At 45.3% G+C, this 15968-nt stretch carries 14 protein-coding genes and 1 pseudogene; 9 read left to right on the forward strand and 6 right to left on the reverse strand.

The window, feature by feature from the left end; translation table 11 throughout:
- Window positions 1-3: 3 nt before the first annotated feature.
- From H7F26_RS14050 to H7F26_RS14060, 3 genes are all read right to left on the reverse strand, one after another.
- The gene (locus H7F26_RS14050; protein ID WP_003181029.1) at window positions 4-1854 is read right to left on the reverse strand and encodes a DNA ligase D; all 1851 of its coding nucleotides are present in this window, start codon (window positions 1852-1854) and stop codon (window positions 4-6) included.
- Window positions 1855-1857: 3 nt separating this feature from the next.
- Window positions 1858-2730, reverse strand: a complete 873-nt coding sequence (locus H7F26_RS14055) for a non-homologous end joining protein Ku (RefSeq protein WP_003181033.1) — start codon at window positions 2728-2730, stop codon at window positions 1858-1860.
- Window positions 2731-2883: 153 nt separating this feature from the next.
- Window positions 2884-4536, reverse strand: coding sequence for a diguanylate cyclase domain-containing protein (locus H7F26_RS14060; RefSeq protein WP_003181035.1), 1653 nt, complete (start codon window positions 4534-4536; stop codon window positions 2884-2886).
- Window positions 4537-4825: 289 nt separating this feature from the next.
- On the opposite strand from H7F26_RS14060, the gene H7F26_RS14065 reads away from it, so the two are divergent.
- The 4 genes and pseudogenes from H7F26_RS14065 (at window position 4826) to H7F26_RS14080 (ending at window position 8642) form a co-directional block, all read left to right on the forward strand.
- Window positions 4826-5467 carry a DedA family protein gene (locus H7F26_RS14065; RefSeq protein ID WP_003181037.1) on the forward strand — a complete coding sequence of 214 codons (642 nt, stop codon included), beginning with the start codon at window positions 4826-4828 and terminating at the stop codon, window positions 5465-5467.
- Between the two features lie 35 nt (window positions 5468-5502).
- Window positions 5503-6506: pseudogene (locus H7F26_RS14070) on the forward strand (TerC family protein).
- Between the two features lie 292 nt (window positions 6507-6798).
- On the forward strand, window positions 6799-7554 hold the full coding sequence (gene sigI / locus H7F26_RS14075; RefSeq protein WP_009328616.1) for an RNA polymerase sigma factor SigI: 756 nt from the start codon (window positions 6799-6801) through the stop codon (window positions 7552-7554).
- The gene (locus tag H7F26_RS14080) at window positions 7551-8642 is read left to right on the forward strand and encodes an anti-sigma factor domain-containing protein (RefSeq protein WP_003181042.1); all 1092 of its coding nucleotides are present in this window, start codon (window positions 7551-7553) and stop codon (window positions 8640-8642) included. The genes sigI and H7F26_RS14080 overlap by 4 nt, the downstream gene beginning before the upstream one ends.
- Window positions 8643-8654: 12 nt before the next feature.
- On the opposite strand, the gene H7F26_RS14085 is transcribed toward H7F26_RS14080, so the two are convergent.
- Entirely contained in the window at window positions 8655-8852 is a 198-nt protein-coding gene (locus H7F26_RS14085) for an alpha/beta-type small acid-soluble spore protein (protein ID WP_003181044.1), read from the reverse strand.
- Between the two features lie 130 nt (window positions 8853-8982).
- On the reverse strand, window positions 8983-9702 hold the full coding sequence (locus H7F26_RS14090) for a DUF1836 domain-containing protein (protein WP_017474386.1): 720 nt from the start codon (window positions 9700-9702) through the stop codon (window positions 8983-8985).
- 141 nt (window positions 9703-9843) lie between these two features.
- On the opposite strand from H7F26_RS14090, the gene htpX reads away from it, so the two are divergent.
- From htpX to H7F26_RS14115, 5 genes are all read left to right on the forward strand, one after another.
- Window positions 9844-10737, forward strand: coding sequence for a protease HtpX (gene htpX / locus H7F26_RS14095; protein WP_003181048.1), 894 nt, complete (start codon window positions 9844-9846; stop codon window positions 10735-10737).
- A gap of 146 nt (window positions 10738-10883) precedes the next feature.
- Entirely contained in the window at window positions 10884-12233 is a 1350-nt protein-coding gene (locus H7F26_RS14100) for a TrkH family potassium uptake protein (RefSeq protein ID WP_003181050.1), read from the forward strand.
- A gap of 112 nt (window positions 12234-12345) precedes the next feature.
- A complete protein-coding gene (locus tag H7F26_RS14105; protein WP_003181052.1) occupies window positions 12346-14346 on the forward strand; it encodes a penicillin-binding transpeptidase domain-containing protein in 2001 nt (666 codons plus the stop codon).
- 101 nt (window positions 14347-14447) lie between these two features.
- Window positions 14448-14609, forward strand: a complete 162-nt coding sequence (locus H7F26_RS14110) for a hypothetical protein (protein WP_011197888.1) — start codon at window positions 14448-14450, stop codon at window positions 14607-14609.
- Window positions 14606-14794 (forward strand): hypothetical protein, encoded by a 189-nt coding sequence (locus H7F26_RS14115; protein WP_003181056.1) that lies wholly within the window; start codon window positions 14606-14608, stop codon window positions 14792-14794. Before H7F26_RS14110 ends, H7F26_RS14115 begins: the two co-directional genes overlap by 4 nt.
- 52 nt (window positions 14795-14846) lie before the next feature.
- Here H7F26_RS14115 and H7F26_RS14120 read toward each other — a convergent pair whose 3' ends face one another.
- Window positions 14847-15872, reverse strand: coding sequence for an acyltransferase family protein (locus H7F26_RS14120; protein WP_003181058.1), 1026 nt, complete (start codon window positions 15870-15872; stop codon window positions 14847-14849).
- Window positions 15873-15968 lie beyond the last annotated feature (96 nt).

Below are 15968 nucleotides of genomic sequence, written 5' to 3' on the forward strand. Positions count from 1 at the left end.
AAGTCAGTTTTCCGAACGGTTGTTTTCTTTTAAGTGATCGAGAATAGCTTTGATCTGTTTGTCCTGGGGCTGTCTGAAGAAGCTTTCGAAAGGGCATCCGAGTTCCTTTGTGCGTTTGACGACAGCCTCCATCGTAAAATTTAAGGGTGACAAGTCTGAATGGACTTCATCCCAAAACAGCGGTGCGGCCACTGTGCCAAGCTCATTGCCTCTTGTGGAATACGGGCAGATGATCGTTTTTCCCGGGGCATGCTGCACATAGTCAATATAGAGCTTTCCGCCCCTGTTTTTGATCAGGCGTTCGGTTGTGAACAGATCGGGAAAAAGCGAGACGCAATAAGAAGCCGCAAAGCTTGTGAAAAGGCGGGTTTCTTCATAAGTAAAGGCGTTTTTTGAAATCGGAATATAGATTTGTATCCCTTTATTTCCCGACAGCTTTGGAAAAGATAAGAGGCCGAGCTGATCAAATAAACGGTGCAGCTCTTTCGCGGCTCTGACGGCCAGCGGAAACTCCGACTTTGAAGGCGGATCAAGATCGAAAACGATTTCGGTCGGATGGGCCGTATCCACCGTTTGAAAAGGGATATGGAACTCCAACGCAAGCTGATTGGCAAGCCACAGCAGAACCGAATAATCGCTGCAGATGATATGCTCGTGCTCGTCATCCCGAATGGACGTGATAAATTCGGGTGCGTAGTCGGGCTTGTTTTTTTGAAAAAAAGACTCTCCGCCGGAACCGTGCGGATAACGGATAACGGTAAGCGCCCGATTGTCGAGAAACGGAAGCAGAAAATCGCCGATTTCATTAAGGTATCCGATGTAATCCGCTTTTGTTTTATCGCTTTTAGGAAAGATGACTTTATCAAGGCTTGTCAGCTGCAAATCGGGATGGACGTTTCTTGAATGAAGCAGCAGGCGGTTGTAAGTGCAATTTTCCCATGCCATGTCAAATTCAAATGAAACAAACGACACCTCGCGCAATGTCCCGTAATGAATCGTTAAGTAATGGACCGTCATGCAAATCGACGGATCAATGGTATATTCACCGGGTTTTGTTTCGGTTCCGTATTGCTTGACGATCGAAAGAATGGCGTTTCTTTCCTGTTCTCCGAGTCCGTGGGAAACCGAACCGACTTCCTTGATTTGACCGCGGTCATAGACGGCGATTGTCAAATAACGGTTTGCCATGTTGTAGCCTGTCATAAATACAGCAGCTTTTTTGTAGTTTTTGAGTTTGAGCCATTCGGCCGTTTTTTTATTTTCAGCCCAGCGGCTGTCTTTTTTCTTCGCGACAATTCCCTCGCCGTCAAACCTTTTAACAGCCTTCCAAAGGTCGTGGAAATCAGAAGTGTCAGGGATGTATTGAATTCGAGCGTGAGCCATCGGATCGGGAGCCATCGGCAGGCCGAGCTCTTTCATCAGGTCGAAAAGCATGCGTTTTCGTTCGGTATAGGGGAGCGAGGTTAAACTTTCTCCGTTAAAAACCAGTAAATCAAAAGCCAAGTACTGGCACGGTTTCTTTGCGGCTGCTTGTGCAATCAACTCGGCCTTTTTGCTCAAACCCCTTTTTTGGACATATTCAAATCGGGAACGAAAACGGTTTGTCAACGACACAATTTCCCCGTCAATCGTGATCGGCAAGTGTTCTTTGAGAGTTTCGATCATGCTTTTTGCAAATTCCGAAATTTCCGGAAATGTGTTTTCGAGCGGCTGTGAGTTTCTGCTGATGAGCGAAACTTCGCCGGTCGCAGCAATCTTTAAAAGACCCCGATACCCGTCATATTTGACTTCATACCGCCAATTGCCGCCTGAGGGAGCTGATGTAGTCAATACAGGCTGCATCGTAATTCCCATTTTTTATTTTGCCTCTGAAGCTTTTTTGCGCGACGTTTTTTTCTTTTTCTCAGCTGTTCCTTTTGCTGCAGGCGCTTTCGCCGCTTCCCGGTCAGGCCCTTTTGTCCGTTCGATGCTGGCTTGGAGAGCGCTCACGAGATCGATTACATCCTCGCGCGGAGCGGCGGCCCCGGCATTTGGCGTGACACCTTCATTATGGTCGATTTTCTCTTTGATTTTATCCATCAGCGCGATTCTGTACGTATCTTCATATTGTTCAGGCGCAAATGTCGTTGTCAGCTCGTCTATTAATGAAATCGCGGTTTGCAGCTCTTTTTCGTTGACTGCGGTTTCTTCCGGAACACCGGGTACGTGGGCTGCGTTTCGGACCTCATCAGGGTAGTGGATGGACTCCATTAAAATGCAGTTTTCGTAGACGCGAAGAATGGCGAGCTGTTTTTTTGAGCGGATGGTCATATGGGCGATCCCGATCTTTTCTGTTTTTCTGAGCGCTTCGCGCAAAAGTGAGTACGCTTTTACACCGTTATCTCCCGGTCCGACGAAATATGAACGGTTGAAATAGATGGGATCGATTTCCTTTAGCTGCACAAAATCAACAATTTCGACGGCCTTGTCTTCCTGCTCTTCTTTGAGCTGCTTCAGCTCATCGTCCGATAAGACGACGTATTTGCCTTTAACATATTCGTAGCCCTTGACGATGTCGTCGGGCGCGATTTCCTGATGGCAGTTTGTGCACTTTTTTTCATACTGAATCGGGGCGCGGCATTCTTTATGAAGCGACCTTAATTTAATATCCTTATCCTCTGTCGCTGCAAACAGTTTAATGGGGATATTGACAAGGCCAAAGCTGATAGAGCCTTTCCACATCGTATGCATCGGTTCGGTTCAACTCCTTTTCTTTTATTGATGCCTCTCTGCAGATTGTTTCATGAATAGCAACTTATGGATGACAGAGGAAAAAAGCATCCGGGCTGAAGCCCGGATGCTTGCGGCGGTACAAGTTTGGAGCCGTTCTTCTTGAAGGAAGCCTTAGTTCAGCTCGATTTCCTTCTGGAAAGACGGTCTGTTCTTTCTGGCGAGGGAAGACGAGAAGTACCGATATCTGCTTACGCTCTTGTACTTTGCGGCGTACATAGCCATGTCGGCTTTTCTCATCAGCTCATCGCCGTCTGTTCCATCGTCCGGAGAAACGGCGATTCCGATGCTGACGGATGTTTTGAGGCGATGCTCTTTAATGCGAAAAGGCGTTTCAAACTGACTGATCAATTGCCTGGTCAGCTGATCGATCCCTTGTAAAGGAGCGACAATGATAAATTCATCGCCGCCCAGCCGGGCGATAAAGCCTTCATTGGGCACACAGTGCGCCAAACGCTGTGCAGCAGCCACCAGCAGCAGGTCCCCGACGTCGTGGCCTAGGGCGTCATTAAACACTTTGAAACGGTTTAAATCCAAAAACAACACGGCCGTCCCTGTCTCCTGCCGCTTTAGAACATTTGCCAGACGGTCGACTGCATACCTTCTGTTTGGCAAATCCGTCAACGCGTCATAGTGGGCCATTCTATGGATTTTGCGTTCTGCTTCACGCTGGTTTGTCATATCTTTGCATATGACATAAATGCTGTCAAGCTGCTTTCTGACATACACCGGTATCAGCGTCACATTTAAATCAAAGCGCTTTTCAGCTATCGCGATTGCCGTATCGCGGTTGATGGCCTGTTTTTCATTTTGGACTTGAAGGAACCAGCCGAGCAGCCTGTCATGATCCTCCTGCCGAAAAACGGAAGACAGGCGCTCGGGTTCAATTCCCATTTTTTCAAGAAGGCTGTATCCCGATGAATTGGCGGAAAGCAGCTTGCCTTCAAGCGAAAAAACATAGATCGGATCAATGTTGTGGTTGATCAAGGACTGGAACCGCTCCTCGTTATCTTTGACTTTTTCGATATGAAGCAGCAGGCGTTTGTCATTGAAGGCGCCGAAAATCAAGAAGCATTGAAGCATCAGGCTGACAAGCACGATCATAATGCCCAGTTCAACGGTATCGATTCCTTCATAGCCTGTGTCAACGCTGTCAGCCATGAAAAGCGTAGCTGCTGACATTCCTGTATAGTGCATGCCGGAAATCGCTCCGCCCATTAAAAGCGCGCTTCCGATTTTAATGAACAATATCCGAAAAGAACCGGTTTTTTTGGCGAATACAACTGACAGTTTTAAGGCAGCGAAGGAGGCAAAAATGGCGATTGCAAAAGAGGCGGCATAAAGAACGGGATGATAGACGATTGTCATATTTTCCATTGCTTCCATCCCGATAAAATGCATGGAGGCAATTGCGCATCCCATTGCAAGGGACCCGGCCGCCAGTCTTCCATTCGTCGGTTTTTTTTCATTCACCACATAAAATGAGATGAGCGAGCCTGCGAAAGCGGCAACAATCGACAACAAGACGAATTTCAAATCGTATTTCATTTCTTCTGCTGTCTGAAATGACACCATCCCGATAAAGTGCATAGACCAGATGCCAAGCCCCATCGTGAGGGAACCGGCCAAAAGCCATCCGATATTTTTCCTGCCTTTTGTATGTACGACCCGTTCAGATAAATCAAGGGCTGTATAAGCTGCCAAAACTGCAGTGAAATAGGATAATAGGACGAGCCATCCATTATATTCACCAAGAACTTCTGTCACTTTTTTCTCCGCCTTTTTGTACTTATGATGAAAAGTCTAAATAACTATACTGTATTGTGAAAGGCTAGACTGCCGTACTCTTAACCGTTGACATAAAAAAGCGGCAATAGCGCTAATTCCGGTATAATTCGTGAATTATACTATATATAATGAAATTCGCCAATAAAAAATGATATCCTCCTGTTCTTTTTAAGGAGGACTTCCCATTTTGCTCTTCAATTTTCTCGAATTGTGTTAAAATCATTTTTGTACGTTCTTTAGAACTTGAAATTATCAATCGTCAAAGGTTGTGGTCGATATCGAAGAGTTTATTTTATCAATGGCTGAGGCATTTAAAAGCCTCTCGTATTTAGGCATTTTCCTGGCGCTGTGCATCGAATTCGTGCCGGCTGAGATCGTTCTGCCGCTTGCCGGATACTGGGTGTATCAAGGAGATATGTCGATGTTCGGGGTCGTTGCAGCAGGTTCACTGGGAGGTGTCGCAGGCCCTCTGACGCTTTACTGGCTCGGGAGGTACGGGGGGCGGCCGTTTTTGGAACGCTACGGCAAATACTTCTTTATCAAGCCTGAAGCGCTTGAAAAATCGGACAGGTTTTTTGAAAAGCACGGCGGGTTTGTCGCATTCAGCGGCCGTTTTATACCTGGAATCAGAACGCTGATTTCCATTCCGTGCGGACTCGCGAAAATGAATGTGTGGGTATTTTGTATTTATACATTCCTCGCGATCACGCCGATTACGTTCGTCTATGTCTATTTAGGCTTTTACCTCGGCGAAAACTGGAGCAAGGTCGGCAGCCTATTGGACGGATACCTTCTTCCGGTCGGCATCGGGTTCATCGTTTTGTTCGTTCTTTACCTTTGGTTGAAGGGCAGGCGGAACAAAATCAAATCGCAAAGCGTTTCAGCCTTTATAAATAAAAATAAGGATTGACAGCCGTGCGCATATGAGGTTAATATTATCTTATAATTCAATATTTTCTTTTATCCCAAAGGGGAGTAGCGTCCGGATGTTTAACCGGAAACAAAGTCGTCAGTTCATGGATCTTCATCCATCGGCTTTGTTGGCATGTTTTAAATAATGATAACCATGTCTAGCAAGACCTTTGCCTAATGTTGGCAGAGGTCTTTTTTGTTTTCTGAAAATACCCTGCCGCATTAGCGGGAATAAGAGAAAGAGACAATCACTTAGGAGGAATTACAAAATGGATGCAGCATTATTACTTGAATATGGTTGGGTTCTTCTCATCCTAGTCGGGCTGGAAGGCATTTTGGCCGCGGACAATGCCCTCGTCATGGCGGTCATGGTTAAACACTTGCCTGAAAAAGACAGAAAAAAAGCGCTCTTCTACGGGTTGGCCGGCGCGTTTGTGATGAGGTTCGGCGCTTTGTTTGCGATCTCTTTCCTTGTCAATGTCTGGCAGTTGCAGGCGATCGGCGCCGTTTATCTGCTTTACATTTCCGTCCATCATATTTTGAAAACCCACGTTTTCAAAAAGGACGAAAAAGTGAAGGAGACGAAGCAAAGCGGTTTTTGGCCGACGGTTATCAAAGTTGAACTGGCAGACATCGCTTTTGCCGTCGACTCGATTTTAGCTGCGGTTGCGCTGGCTGTCACACTTCCGGCGACAAACCTGCCGCAAATCGGCGGGCTTGACGGCGGACAGTTCATGGTAATTTTAGCCGGCGGGATCATCGGATTGATTATTATGCGCTTTGCTGCAAGTCAATTTGTGAACTTGTTAAAGAAACGTCCGAGCCTGGAAACGGCTGCTTTTCTGATTGTCGGCTGGGTTGGTGTGAAACTGACGCTCTATACGCTCGCACACCCGCAAATCAATATCGTCTCTGAACATTTTATTCATTCAGGTACTTGGAAGTTCATCTTCTGGGCGGTGCTGATCGCCATTGCGCTCGGGGGATGGTTTATGACAAATCCGAACAAACACGAGAATAAAGCTGCTGAGGAGTAAACAGCTTTTCCCAGACTGCCGGTCTTTCACCGGCGGTCTTTTTTTGCCCGCACGAGGAAGAGCCGGGGAAGATGGCCCTAGATCAATCGAAATAAGATTTCATTTTATTAACAGCCATGTTACAAAAACGGCGGGAAAACCCCCTTAATCGTCAAACAGATCACGAATTGTTCTAGGAGATCAAACAAATGACTGTCACAATTGAAAAATTAGAAATGAATACCGCGTTTTCTCCTTTGCGAATCCCTATCAAATTAGCTATCATTAATGAGTAGTATAGGGAGGAACTGAGGTGAAACCAGTGCTTAGCCTTTTGTTTAAGACAGGAAAAAGGAAACAATCATTAGAAGAGTCTGTAATAAGCATACAAAAAGGAAATCAGCAGTTGCAAAACGAGCTTATCGATCAATATAAGCCTTTTGTGGCTAAAACGGTTTCATCCGTGTGCAAACGATATATAGATGAAAAAGATGATGAATTCAGCATCGGCTTGATTGCATTCAATGAAGCCATTGAAAAATATTCTTCAGATAAAGGAAATTCTCTGCTTGCATTTGCAGAGCTGATCATTAAGCGCAAAGTCATTGATTATATCAGAAAAGAAGCGAGAAATGCCCAGAACATCAATATGGACATGCAAGAAGGAGAAGAACAGGAATCCTCCCAAAGCATGATTGAAGCGGAGCTTTCCATTCATGAATTCAACCGCATGCTCGAACAGGAGCAAAGGCGGGAGGAGATTCTCCATTTTAAAGAAAGGCTTAAAAGTTTTGGCCTGTCTTTTTCCGATTTGCTGGAGCATTCCCCGAAACATACGGATGCAAGGCAAAACGCCATCAAAGTGGCATATACGCTTGTCGAACATGAAGAATTAAAAAAGATCTTGTTTGAAAAGAAGCAGCTTCCCGTCAAACAGCTTGAAAAGCTTGTGGCTGTCAGCAGAAAAACCGTAGAGAGAAACCGCAAATATATCATCGCTATGGCGATCATTATAACGGGCGATTATGTTTACCTTAAAGATTATCTAAAAGGGGTGCTCAATTCATGAGAAGAGGAATTATTGTAGAAAAAAATAAAAAATTCGTCACATTGCTAACCCCTGACGGACAATTTTTAAAAGCAAAGAGCACAGAGGAAGATTATGAAATCGGTCAGGAAATTGCTTTTCCCGCGGAGACGAGAATGTCGAGAAGGCGTGCGGGCTTTTTTGATCTGCTTTCGCTCCGTCCGCTGAAAGCCGGCGTTTTTTCAATCGCCGCGATCATGCTGCTCGCTTTCATGATCATCCCTGATGTTTTAAACAATAAAGCATACGCCTACATGACGATCGATATCAACCCAAGCTTTGAATTGACGCTCAACAAAAACTGTGAAGTTATCGATTTGGTGCCGCTGAACGAGGATGGGAAGGCCTTAATGGATAGTATAAAAAATTGGGAAAAGTCTGACTTTAAAGAAGTGATCAGTGAAATTGTCGAAGACAGCGATAAGAGCGGTTATGTCACCGAATCAAAAGAAGTGCTTATCGCCACAGTATACGAAAACAATGAAGATGACACGTATAAGGCGACGGTAAAAAGCGAAATCGATGATGTAGCGAAAAAATACGAGCAGCAGAATTATAAGATGGAAGCGGTGGAATCAGACCTTGATACGCGTGCAAAAGCCCAAAAAGAAGGCATCTCAACAGGCCGTTATATCCGTTCCCACAAAGATGAATTAGAAGACAAAAACAAAGATGATGACAATGAAAATAAAAAAGATGATCAAAATCAGGAAGAAAACACAGGAGAAAAGGAGAAAGCTGTGAAAGAAGAAGATCAGCCGGAACAGCATACGGATGATAAAGAAGCAGATACGGAAGATCATCCGGACGGCGAAAAACCTTCAGATGAAGATCAGTCTCAACCTGATCAAGAAATGGAAAAAGAAAAGGAGTCAAATTCCCCTAATACCAAAAACCCTCAGGAACATAACCATAATGACAAAGACGGTCAGCAGACGGAGGAAGGAACGCCAAAAAGCGGTTCCGGTTCAAATCAAGAGAGCTCTAAATCACCTCCTTACCAAAAGGAGAAAAAGCCTTCTGACCAAACGAATAAACAAGAATATCCGCCGAGCGGGCCCGGCGAATAATCCATAGGGTATTTATTTGTCATTATGCCCATTCAATTGAGCTTGTGCCTGCTGTACAAGTCGTTTTGTCATTTCCCCGCCTACAGATCCGTTTGAGCGAGCGACCGAGTCCGAGCCGAGCTGGACGCCGAACTCTTGGGCGATTTCGTATTTGAACTGGTCTAAAACCTGCTCTGCCCCGGGAACGAGGAGCTTATTCGTTCTTGCCATGCATTCTCAACTCCTTTTTCAATTGGTACTGCTTGTTTAGTTTGATTTGGACTGAGGCTTTTTATGCTGGCAATTGTTGAAGGGCAAAAAAACGCCTGGCAATTGGCAAGCCAGGCGCGCCGGTCGGCGATTATTTCATTTCATATTTTAAGAAGACGCTGTCAATCATGGAATGTGCGGTCGCCTGAATGTGCGAAGCGATGACGGACAGCACAGTGACTGCGGTGATGTCTCTCGCTTTGTTCCATTCGGGATCGGCCAGATCTTTAAAAAAATCGCGGAGCTGTCCAGTCTGCTCAATGACGATTTTTTCAAGCGCCGATTTATTGAGCGTATAGTCTTTGATCTGGTACACATGATCAAGGACCCGCGCATACCCTTCATAAAAGCGCAGCGGACTCACTACATCATCGGAGCGGTCTGTAATCGTATTAAAAATCGTTGTTAAGATCGGACGGATCGTTTCGAAGTCATAAACCGATTTTAAGTCTCGTACAATGAGAAGGATGACGGCTTGGTCGATGGAATATTTTTTGCCGAGTTCCGGATGCCCCATCAAATCTTTTATATCGCGTTTGATCCAGTTTTGGATGGCTGTCGATTTTAAGGATGTCAGTTCGCACAAATTTCCAAGTTCAACAATTTCATTTGTGGAAAGTCCCTGTTCCGTTTTTTGTTTTTTCCGTTCGTACCGGGCAATGAATTCGGGGATGTCCAAATTGTCTTCCGGCTCATCGGGCGCCAAATCGGCCGATCTCAAAAGAATCGCTAGCGGACTGACATCCAGCTGCCCTTTTAAAGCGTACATCAGTTTGGCCATTTCCAGGCGAGTCAGTTTAAAAGGTTTCATCATTCCACCTCATTATGTATTAAAATGAAATAGCAAACAATATAAACATTATCTTACGTCTTATCACTTGCATTTTCAATTCTATGCCGTATAATTTTATTATACGAGTTCATTTGATCTTATTATAACATGGAGGTAATCATGGGAAAAAGAATCTTTCTCTTTCTTTTATCGAACATCTTAGTCATTACGACGATCGGTATCGTGCTTTCGATTATCGGTTCGCTGACAGGGGTAGGCACGTATTTCACGGCTAACGGCGGCATCGATATTGTTGCGCTTCTCGTATTTAGTGCAGTTGTCGGTTTTGTCGGCTCCTTTATGTCGCTCTTGATGTCAAGATGGATGGCGAAAATGGCGATGGGCGTTCAGGTGCTGAATCCTGATAAGCAAACGCTCAGCTATGAAGAACAGCAGCTCGTTGACCGGGTATATAAGCTGTCCCGCGCTGCCGGACTGACAAAGATGCCTGAAGTCGGCATCTACAATTCACGCGAAGTGAATGCCTTTGCGACCGGGCCGTCTAAAAACCGCTCGCTTGTCGCTGTATCGACGGGCCTTCTTCAGGAAATGGATGACGACGCAGTGGAAGGCGTACTTGCCCACGAAGTGGCGCATATTGCAAACGGCGATATGGTGACGATGACGCTCCTTCAAGGAATCGTCAATACGTTCGTTGTTTTCTTCGCAAGGATTGCGGCATGGGCTGTTTCACGCGTTGTCCGTGAAGAGCTGGCGCCGATCGTTCACTTTATCGCGGTCATCGTATTCCAAATTGTGTTCTCTATTCTCGGAAGCCTTGTCGTGTTTGCGTACTCCCGCCACCGCGAATATCATGCGGATAGAGGAGGAGCAGACCTTGCAGGCAAGGATAAGATGATTCACGCGCTCCGCTCGCTTGAGCAGTACACTTCAAGAGTCAAAGAAGAACAGGCATCTGTTGCAACTTTAAAAATCAACGGGAAAAAGCATACATCGCTTTTCTCAACACACCCTGATTTAAGCGACAGAATCCGCCGTCTGGAAGCAAAATAATAAAGATGCAAACCCCCTTTTTCAAGGGGGTTTGCTTTTTAAATTTAAAAATCGAAAAGCGGCTGTACATAATAGCATGTTTCCTTTAAAATGGAACACGTTATACACAAGAAGCAACTTTTGAATATTGAAAAGAAGGAACGATTATGAAGGTTTTATTGAGAAAACTACTGCGCGTGCTGTCTCCTGTACAGCTGATCGCGCTCTATTATTTTTTAGCGGTGACAGTTTCGGTTGTTTTATTGAGTCTGCCCGTTGCACACAAAAATAATGTTGAATGGTCTTTTATCGACGCCCTTTTTACCGCGGTGAGCGCAGTGAGTGTAACCGGTTTGACGGTTGTTGATACAGCCGATACATTCAGCACGGCCGGAATTTGGATTTTGGCGTTTGTTCTGCAATTTGGCGGGATCGGCGTGATGGCTTTGGGTACATTCGTCTGGCTGATTTTCGGCAAGCGGATCGGTTTGAAAGAGCGCCGTCTGATTATGACCGATCAAAATCAATCCAACCTATCGGGCCTCGTCAAGCTGATGAAGCACGTGCTCGGCTTAATCCTGCTGATCGAGCTGTTTGGCGGGCTGATTCTCGGCACTTATTTCTTAAAGTACTTTGAGACACCTGGAGAAGCCTTTATGCACGGATTTTTTACAAGCATCAGTGCAACGACCAACGGAGGTTTCGACATTACAGGCAACTCGCTGATTCCGTTTCAGCATGATTATTTCGTTCAGTTTATCGTGATGATGCTGATCATTCTTGGAGCGATCGGTTTTCCGGTCCTCATCGAGGTAAAGGATTTTCTGCTCAGCAAAGAGCGTAAATTCTCTTTCAGCCTGTTTACTAAATTGACATCAGTAACTTTTTTCCTTTTAGTAATTGGAGGTGCGATCGGCATATTTGCCATGGAAGCGCGCTTTGCTTTTTCAGGGAAATCGTGGCACGAGGTATTTTTCTTTTCTCTGTTTCAGTCGACGACGACCAGGAGCGGCGGACTCGCGACGATCGATATCAGCCAATTCACGCATACGACCATTTTGTTTATGTGTATGCTTATGTTTATCGGCGCTTCGCCAAGCTCTGTCGGAGGGGGCATCCGGACAACGACCTTTGCCTTAAACCTGTTGGCCCTGTTCCACTTCGCGAGGGGAAATAAATCGGTGAAGGTTTTCAAAAGGGAACTGCACCAAGCGGACTTGATGAAATCATTGATTGTAACGCTGATGGCGGTTATTCTTGTTTTCGTCTCGACACTCATTTTGACAGTGACAGAAAAGCATTCTTTGCTTGAACTGCTGTTTGAAGTGTGTTCGGCCTTCGGTACGACGGGCTTGTCGATGGGCATCACCCCAGATTTGAGCACGATTGGCAAAAGCGTCATCATCCTTCTGATGTTCATTGGCCGAATCGGCATTGTCACGCTGCTTTATTTATTCGGCAGAAAAGAAATCGAAGCGAATTACCATTACCCGAAGGAAAGGATCATTATCGGATAAGAAAGACAGTTTAGTCAAACTGTCTTTTTTTATGATCATAAAGTCGGTCGCTGTATTTATTTGTATGATATAATGCTTAAATGGCGGACTTGAAAAAAAGGGGGAAACAACGATGAAAAAGAGAGTCATCCATTTGTTTATAGCCGCCGGATTTCTATTGCTCGCCGGAGCCTGTTCTAACGAGCCGACAGCAAAAGAAAGCATGGACCAATATGTAGACAAATGGAACGAGCAAAAATTTGAAGAAATGTATGAACAGCTGTCGGCTGAAGCGCAAAAATCGATTTCAAAAGACGATTTCATCAAGCGTAATCAATCTATTTATGAACAGATTGGAGTTTCCGATTTGAAGGTTTCAACCGTCGACAACGATGAAGATGAAAAAAATAAAGAGAAAAATGATTCGGTGACGATACCGTATAAAGTCAGCATGAAGACATTGGCCGGTCCGGTTTCTTTTCAAGGCAAGGCAAAGCTTGTCAAAGAAAAAAAAGACGGAGACACTTCATGGAAGGTCAACTGGAACCCATCCTTTATTTTTTCACAGCTGAAGAAAGGGGAGACCATCCGGATTACCGCCAAGGAGCCAACTAGAGGCATCATTTATGACAGAAACGGAAAGGCGCTCGCTACGAATGCGACAGTGCCTGAAATCGGCGTCGTTCCGGGGCAGCTCGGAGATGATAAAGACGGTGTCATCAAAAAGCTCGCGAACATGCTTGATATGGAAAAAGAAGACATAGAAAAACAGCTGTCCGCAAGCTGGGTGACGGACGATTCATTCGTTCCCCTGAAAAAAGTGAAGCCTGGCAGCACCGAGCTTCTCAAAAAAGCGACCTCTCTCCCCGGGGTTTTGAAGCAGGATACGCAGTCAAGATACTATCCTTACGGTGAAAAAGCCGCACATCTTACCGGTTACATACGGCCGATTACCGAAGAGGAATTAAAACAGAATAAAGAAGGCTACAGCGAGCATTCACTGCTCGGAATCGTCGGTCTCGAACATATTTATGAAAAAGAGCTCAGAGGAGAAATCGGCTGGACGATTTCGATCCCTGAATCAGGCGCGACGGTTGCGTCAAAGGATGCAAAAGACGGAAAAGACATCCACACCACGATCGACATTAAGAAACAGGAAGAACTGTACAGCCAGTTAAAAGATGACTCCGGCGCTGCCGTTGCTTTAGAACCGCAGACTGGAGAAACGCTGGCGCTTGTCAGCGCGCCTTCATATGATCCGAACGGGTTTTTGTTCGGCTGGAAAAAAGGAGAATGGGAAAAGCTCAACAAAGATGCGTCTGCGCCATTCACCTCTAAATTTAATAAAACTTATGCTCCGGGTTCAACGATCAAACCGATCACCGCTTCAATCGGTCTGAAAAATGATGCGATCAAAGCGGATGAACCTAAGAAGATCGAAGGGAAGGAATGGCAGAAAGATTCGTCATGGGGCGGATATAAAGTCACACGGGTTTCCGATCGACTAAGCGACGTCAACTTGGAAAACGCGCTGATCACATCCGACAACATTTATTTCGCCCAGACTGCCCTTGATACAGGCAAGGATCAATTTGTCGAAGGCCTGAAATCATTCGGCTTTGAGGAAAAGCTTGATTATGAATTCCCGACGAAGTCTTCCTCCATATCAAACGAAGGAATCGACTCGGATATTCTCCTTGCCGATTCAGGATACGGACAGGGGCAAATGCTGATGTCGCCGATACACCTTGCGGCAAGCTATACGCCTTTCTTGAATGACGGTAATCTGATCAAGCCGCACCTGATCAAAAAGGACGGCGAAGAGAAAGAAATATGGCATAAAAACGTACTGCCCACAGGCGGAGCAGAAGCGATTACAAAAGGGTTAAAAGGCGTTGTAGAAGACCCGCGCGGCTCGGCTTACAAGCCGGTTGTCAAAGGGCTTACGATCGCAGGGAAAACGGGAACGGCCGAACTGAAAACGAAAAAAGACGAAAAAGGCAAAGAAAACGGCTGGTTCACCGCCTATGATTACAAAAACAAAAACCTTTTAATCACGATGATGATCGAGGATGTTTCAGACCGCGGCGGCAGCTCATACGTCGTTAATAAAGTGAAAAAAGTGTTTAAATAAGCACCCTTCAGGGTGCTTATTTTTTTGCCGAAAACTGGATGTGTGGAATGTGCCGAAACGGAAAGGATATGGATGAAACGACTAAAGAAAGGAATGTCATTATGAAAAGAAAAGTTGCCAGGAATGAAGCGGCTCTTAACAATAAAACGCCTGCTGAAAGCATGCATGATCATCAATACATGACCCAATATGACGCCGAAAACGGAGACAGGGGAGCCAACCGCAACTCGAAACACGGGAAGCAGGGAGAATCGCACCAATGAAAAAACACCAAAAAAGCAAGGATATGCAAAACCATAAAAAACCGATGAATCCCGATGTGCTTCAGGAGGAATTTTCGAACGAACTGGGCGATGTCAACGCCTTTAAATTTATCGATGTGATCGAGAACAATAAAAAGAAGAACAAAAAGGCGGACGGACAGAAGCGGGATAAAGATAAAGAATGAAACTGCAGAGCAAACGAGAAAGGTCCAAATCGGAAACGATTTGGACCTTCATTTATTTTAAATAAGGGTTATATCCGTTGTCTTTTTTCAACAGCCTTATTAAATTCGTCATTTTTAATTCGATGAACGGCTGGGCGACCGTTTTCACAAATCCGCTTGATAAGCAGAAGGTTAAAATTGCCGTGGCGATGAACAATAGCGTCAGACTCTGATAATCGGCAAGCCATTCTTCCGCGCCCGTCTTTCTGAACGACTTGATGATAAAGCCGTGCAGCAGGTAGACATAGAATGTGCGCGTTCCCCAGAGGGTAAAGAAATACCGCCTTTCAGGCACCAGCGCCATGAACGCGAAGGTTGAGGCAAATGTTATAACGAGAAGCGCCACCCGGTTTAACCCGCTTTTTATCCCGACATCGCCGAATTCCGAATAAGGCTTGGAACCGAACAGCCAGGAGTAATCGAAGTCTGCAAAAAAGTAGAAAACGAACGTTGCTGCTAAAACGGCTAGAGCCGCTTGCTTTCCTTTCCAGCCTTTCAGCATTTTAAAATGGTCTTTTTGCAAATAATAGCCCGCCAAAAAGACCGGAAAGAAAACAAACGTGCGGGACAGGCTGAGCGTGTTGCTGATCATGTCGATATACCCGACAAGAACGGCAATCGCAAAGCTTGCGGCAAACGCCCATTTCGCCGGCAGTTTTGTGAACGGAAACAACAGGAGATTCCAAAAAAACAAGCTCAGCAAAAACCAAAGCGACCATTGCGGTTCAAACGGATTTGCGGCAGTTAAGCTTTGATCATCGATAAAGGAATAAAACAGCGTATAGATTCCCTGGAAAATCAAATAGGGAACGATCAGCTTCCAGGCGATTTTTTTGACATATCCGGGCCGATTGAACCCTTTTGCAAAATAGCCTGATATGAGAATAAAAGCAGGCATATGAAACGTGTAAATAAATTTATAAATATGAAGCAGTGCATCATTGTCATGAATATAGGACCTGATTATATGTCCGAAGACGACGAGAAAAATCAATAGGAATTTTGCGTTGTCGAAATAGCTGTCGCGTGAATTCGCCATAACATCACCCTTTCGCAAACAATTTCAGGAGGCGCCGGTGCGGGAAGATTCTGAACCCGGCTACATTCTTTCCGGAATGACGTCTTCAACCAGTCT

Source organism: Bacillus sp. PAMC28748, from assembly GCF_014250415.1.
Lineage (GTDB): Bacteria > Bacillota > Bacilli > Bacillales > Bacillaceae > Bacillus > Bacillus licheniformis.

Excerpts from the sequence above, each read along its gene's own strand:
- htpX (WP_003181048.1), top strand. The coding sequence starts at position 9,844 with ATGGGAAAAAGAATCTTTCTCTTTCTTTTATCGAACATCTTAGTCATT.
- H7F26_RS14050 (WP_003181029.1), bottom strand. The coding sequence starts at position 1,854 with ATGGGAATTACGATGCAGCCTGTATTGACTACATCAGCTCCCTCAGGC.
- H7F26_RS14120 (WP_003181058.1), bottom strand. The coding sequence starts at position 15,872 with ATGGCGAATTCACGCGACAGCTATTTCGACAACGCAAAATTCCTATTG.
- H7F26_RS14085 (WP_003181044.1), bottom strand. The coding sequence starts at position 8,852 with ATGGCAAGAACGAATAAGCTCCTCGTTCCCGGGGCAGAGCAGGTTTTA.
- H7F26_RS14115 (WP_003181056.1), top strand. The coding sequence starts at position 14,606 with ATGAAAAAACACCAAAAAAGCAAGGATATGCAAAACCATAAAAAACCG.
- H7F26_RS14105 (WP_003181052.1), top strand. The coding sequence starts at position 12,346 with ATGAAAAAGAGAGTCATCCATTTGTTTATAGCCGCCGGATTTCTATTG.
- H7F26_RS14080 (WP_003181042.1), top strand. The coding sequence starts at position 7,551 with ATGAGAAGAGGAATTATTGTAGAAAAAAATAAAAAATTCGTCACATTG.
- H7F26_RS14110 (WP_011197888.1), top strand. The coding sequence starts at position 14,448 with ATGAAAAGAAAAGTTGCCAGGAATGAAGCGGCTCTTAACAATAAAACG.
- H7F26_RS14055 (WP_003181033.1), bottom strand. The coding sequence starts at position 2,730 with ATGCATACGATGTGGAAAGGCTCTATCAGCTTTGGCCTTGTCAATATC.
- H7F26_RS14100 (WP_003181050.1), top strand. The coding sequence starts at position 10,884 with ATGAAGGTTTTATTGAGAAAACTACTGCGCGTGCTGTCTCCTGTACAG.
- H7F26_RS14090 (WP_017474386.1), bottom strand. The coding sequence starts at position 9,702 with ATGAAACCTTTTAAACTGACTCGCCTGGAAATGGCCAAACTGATGTAC.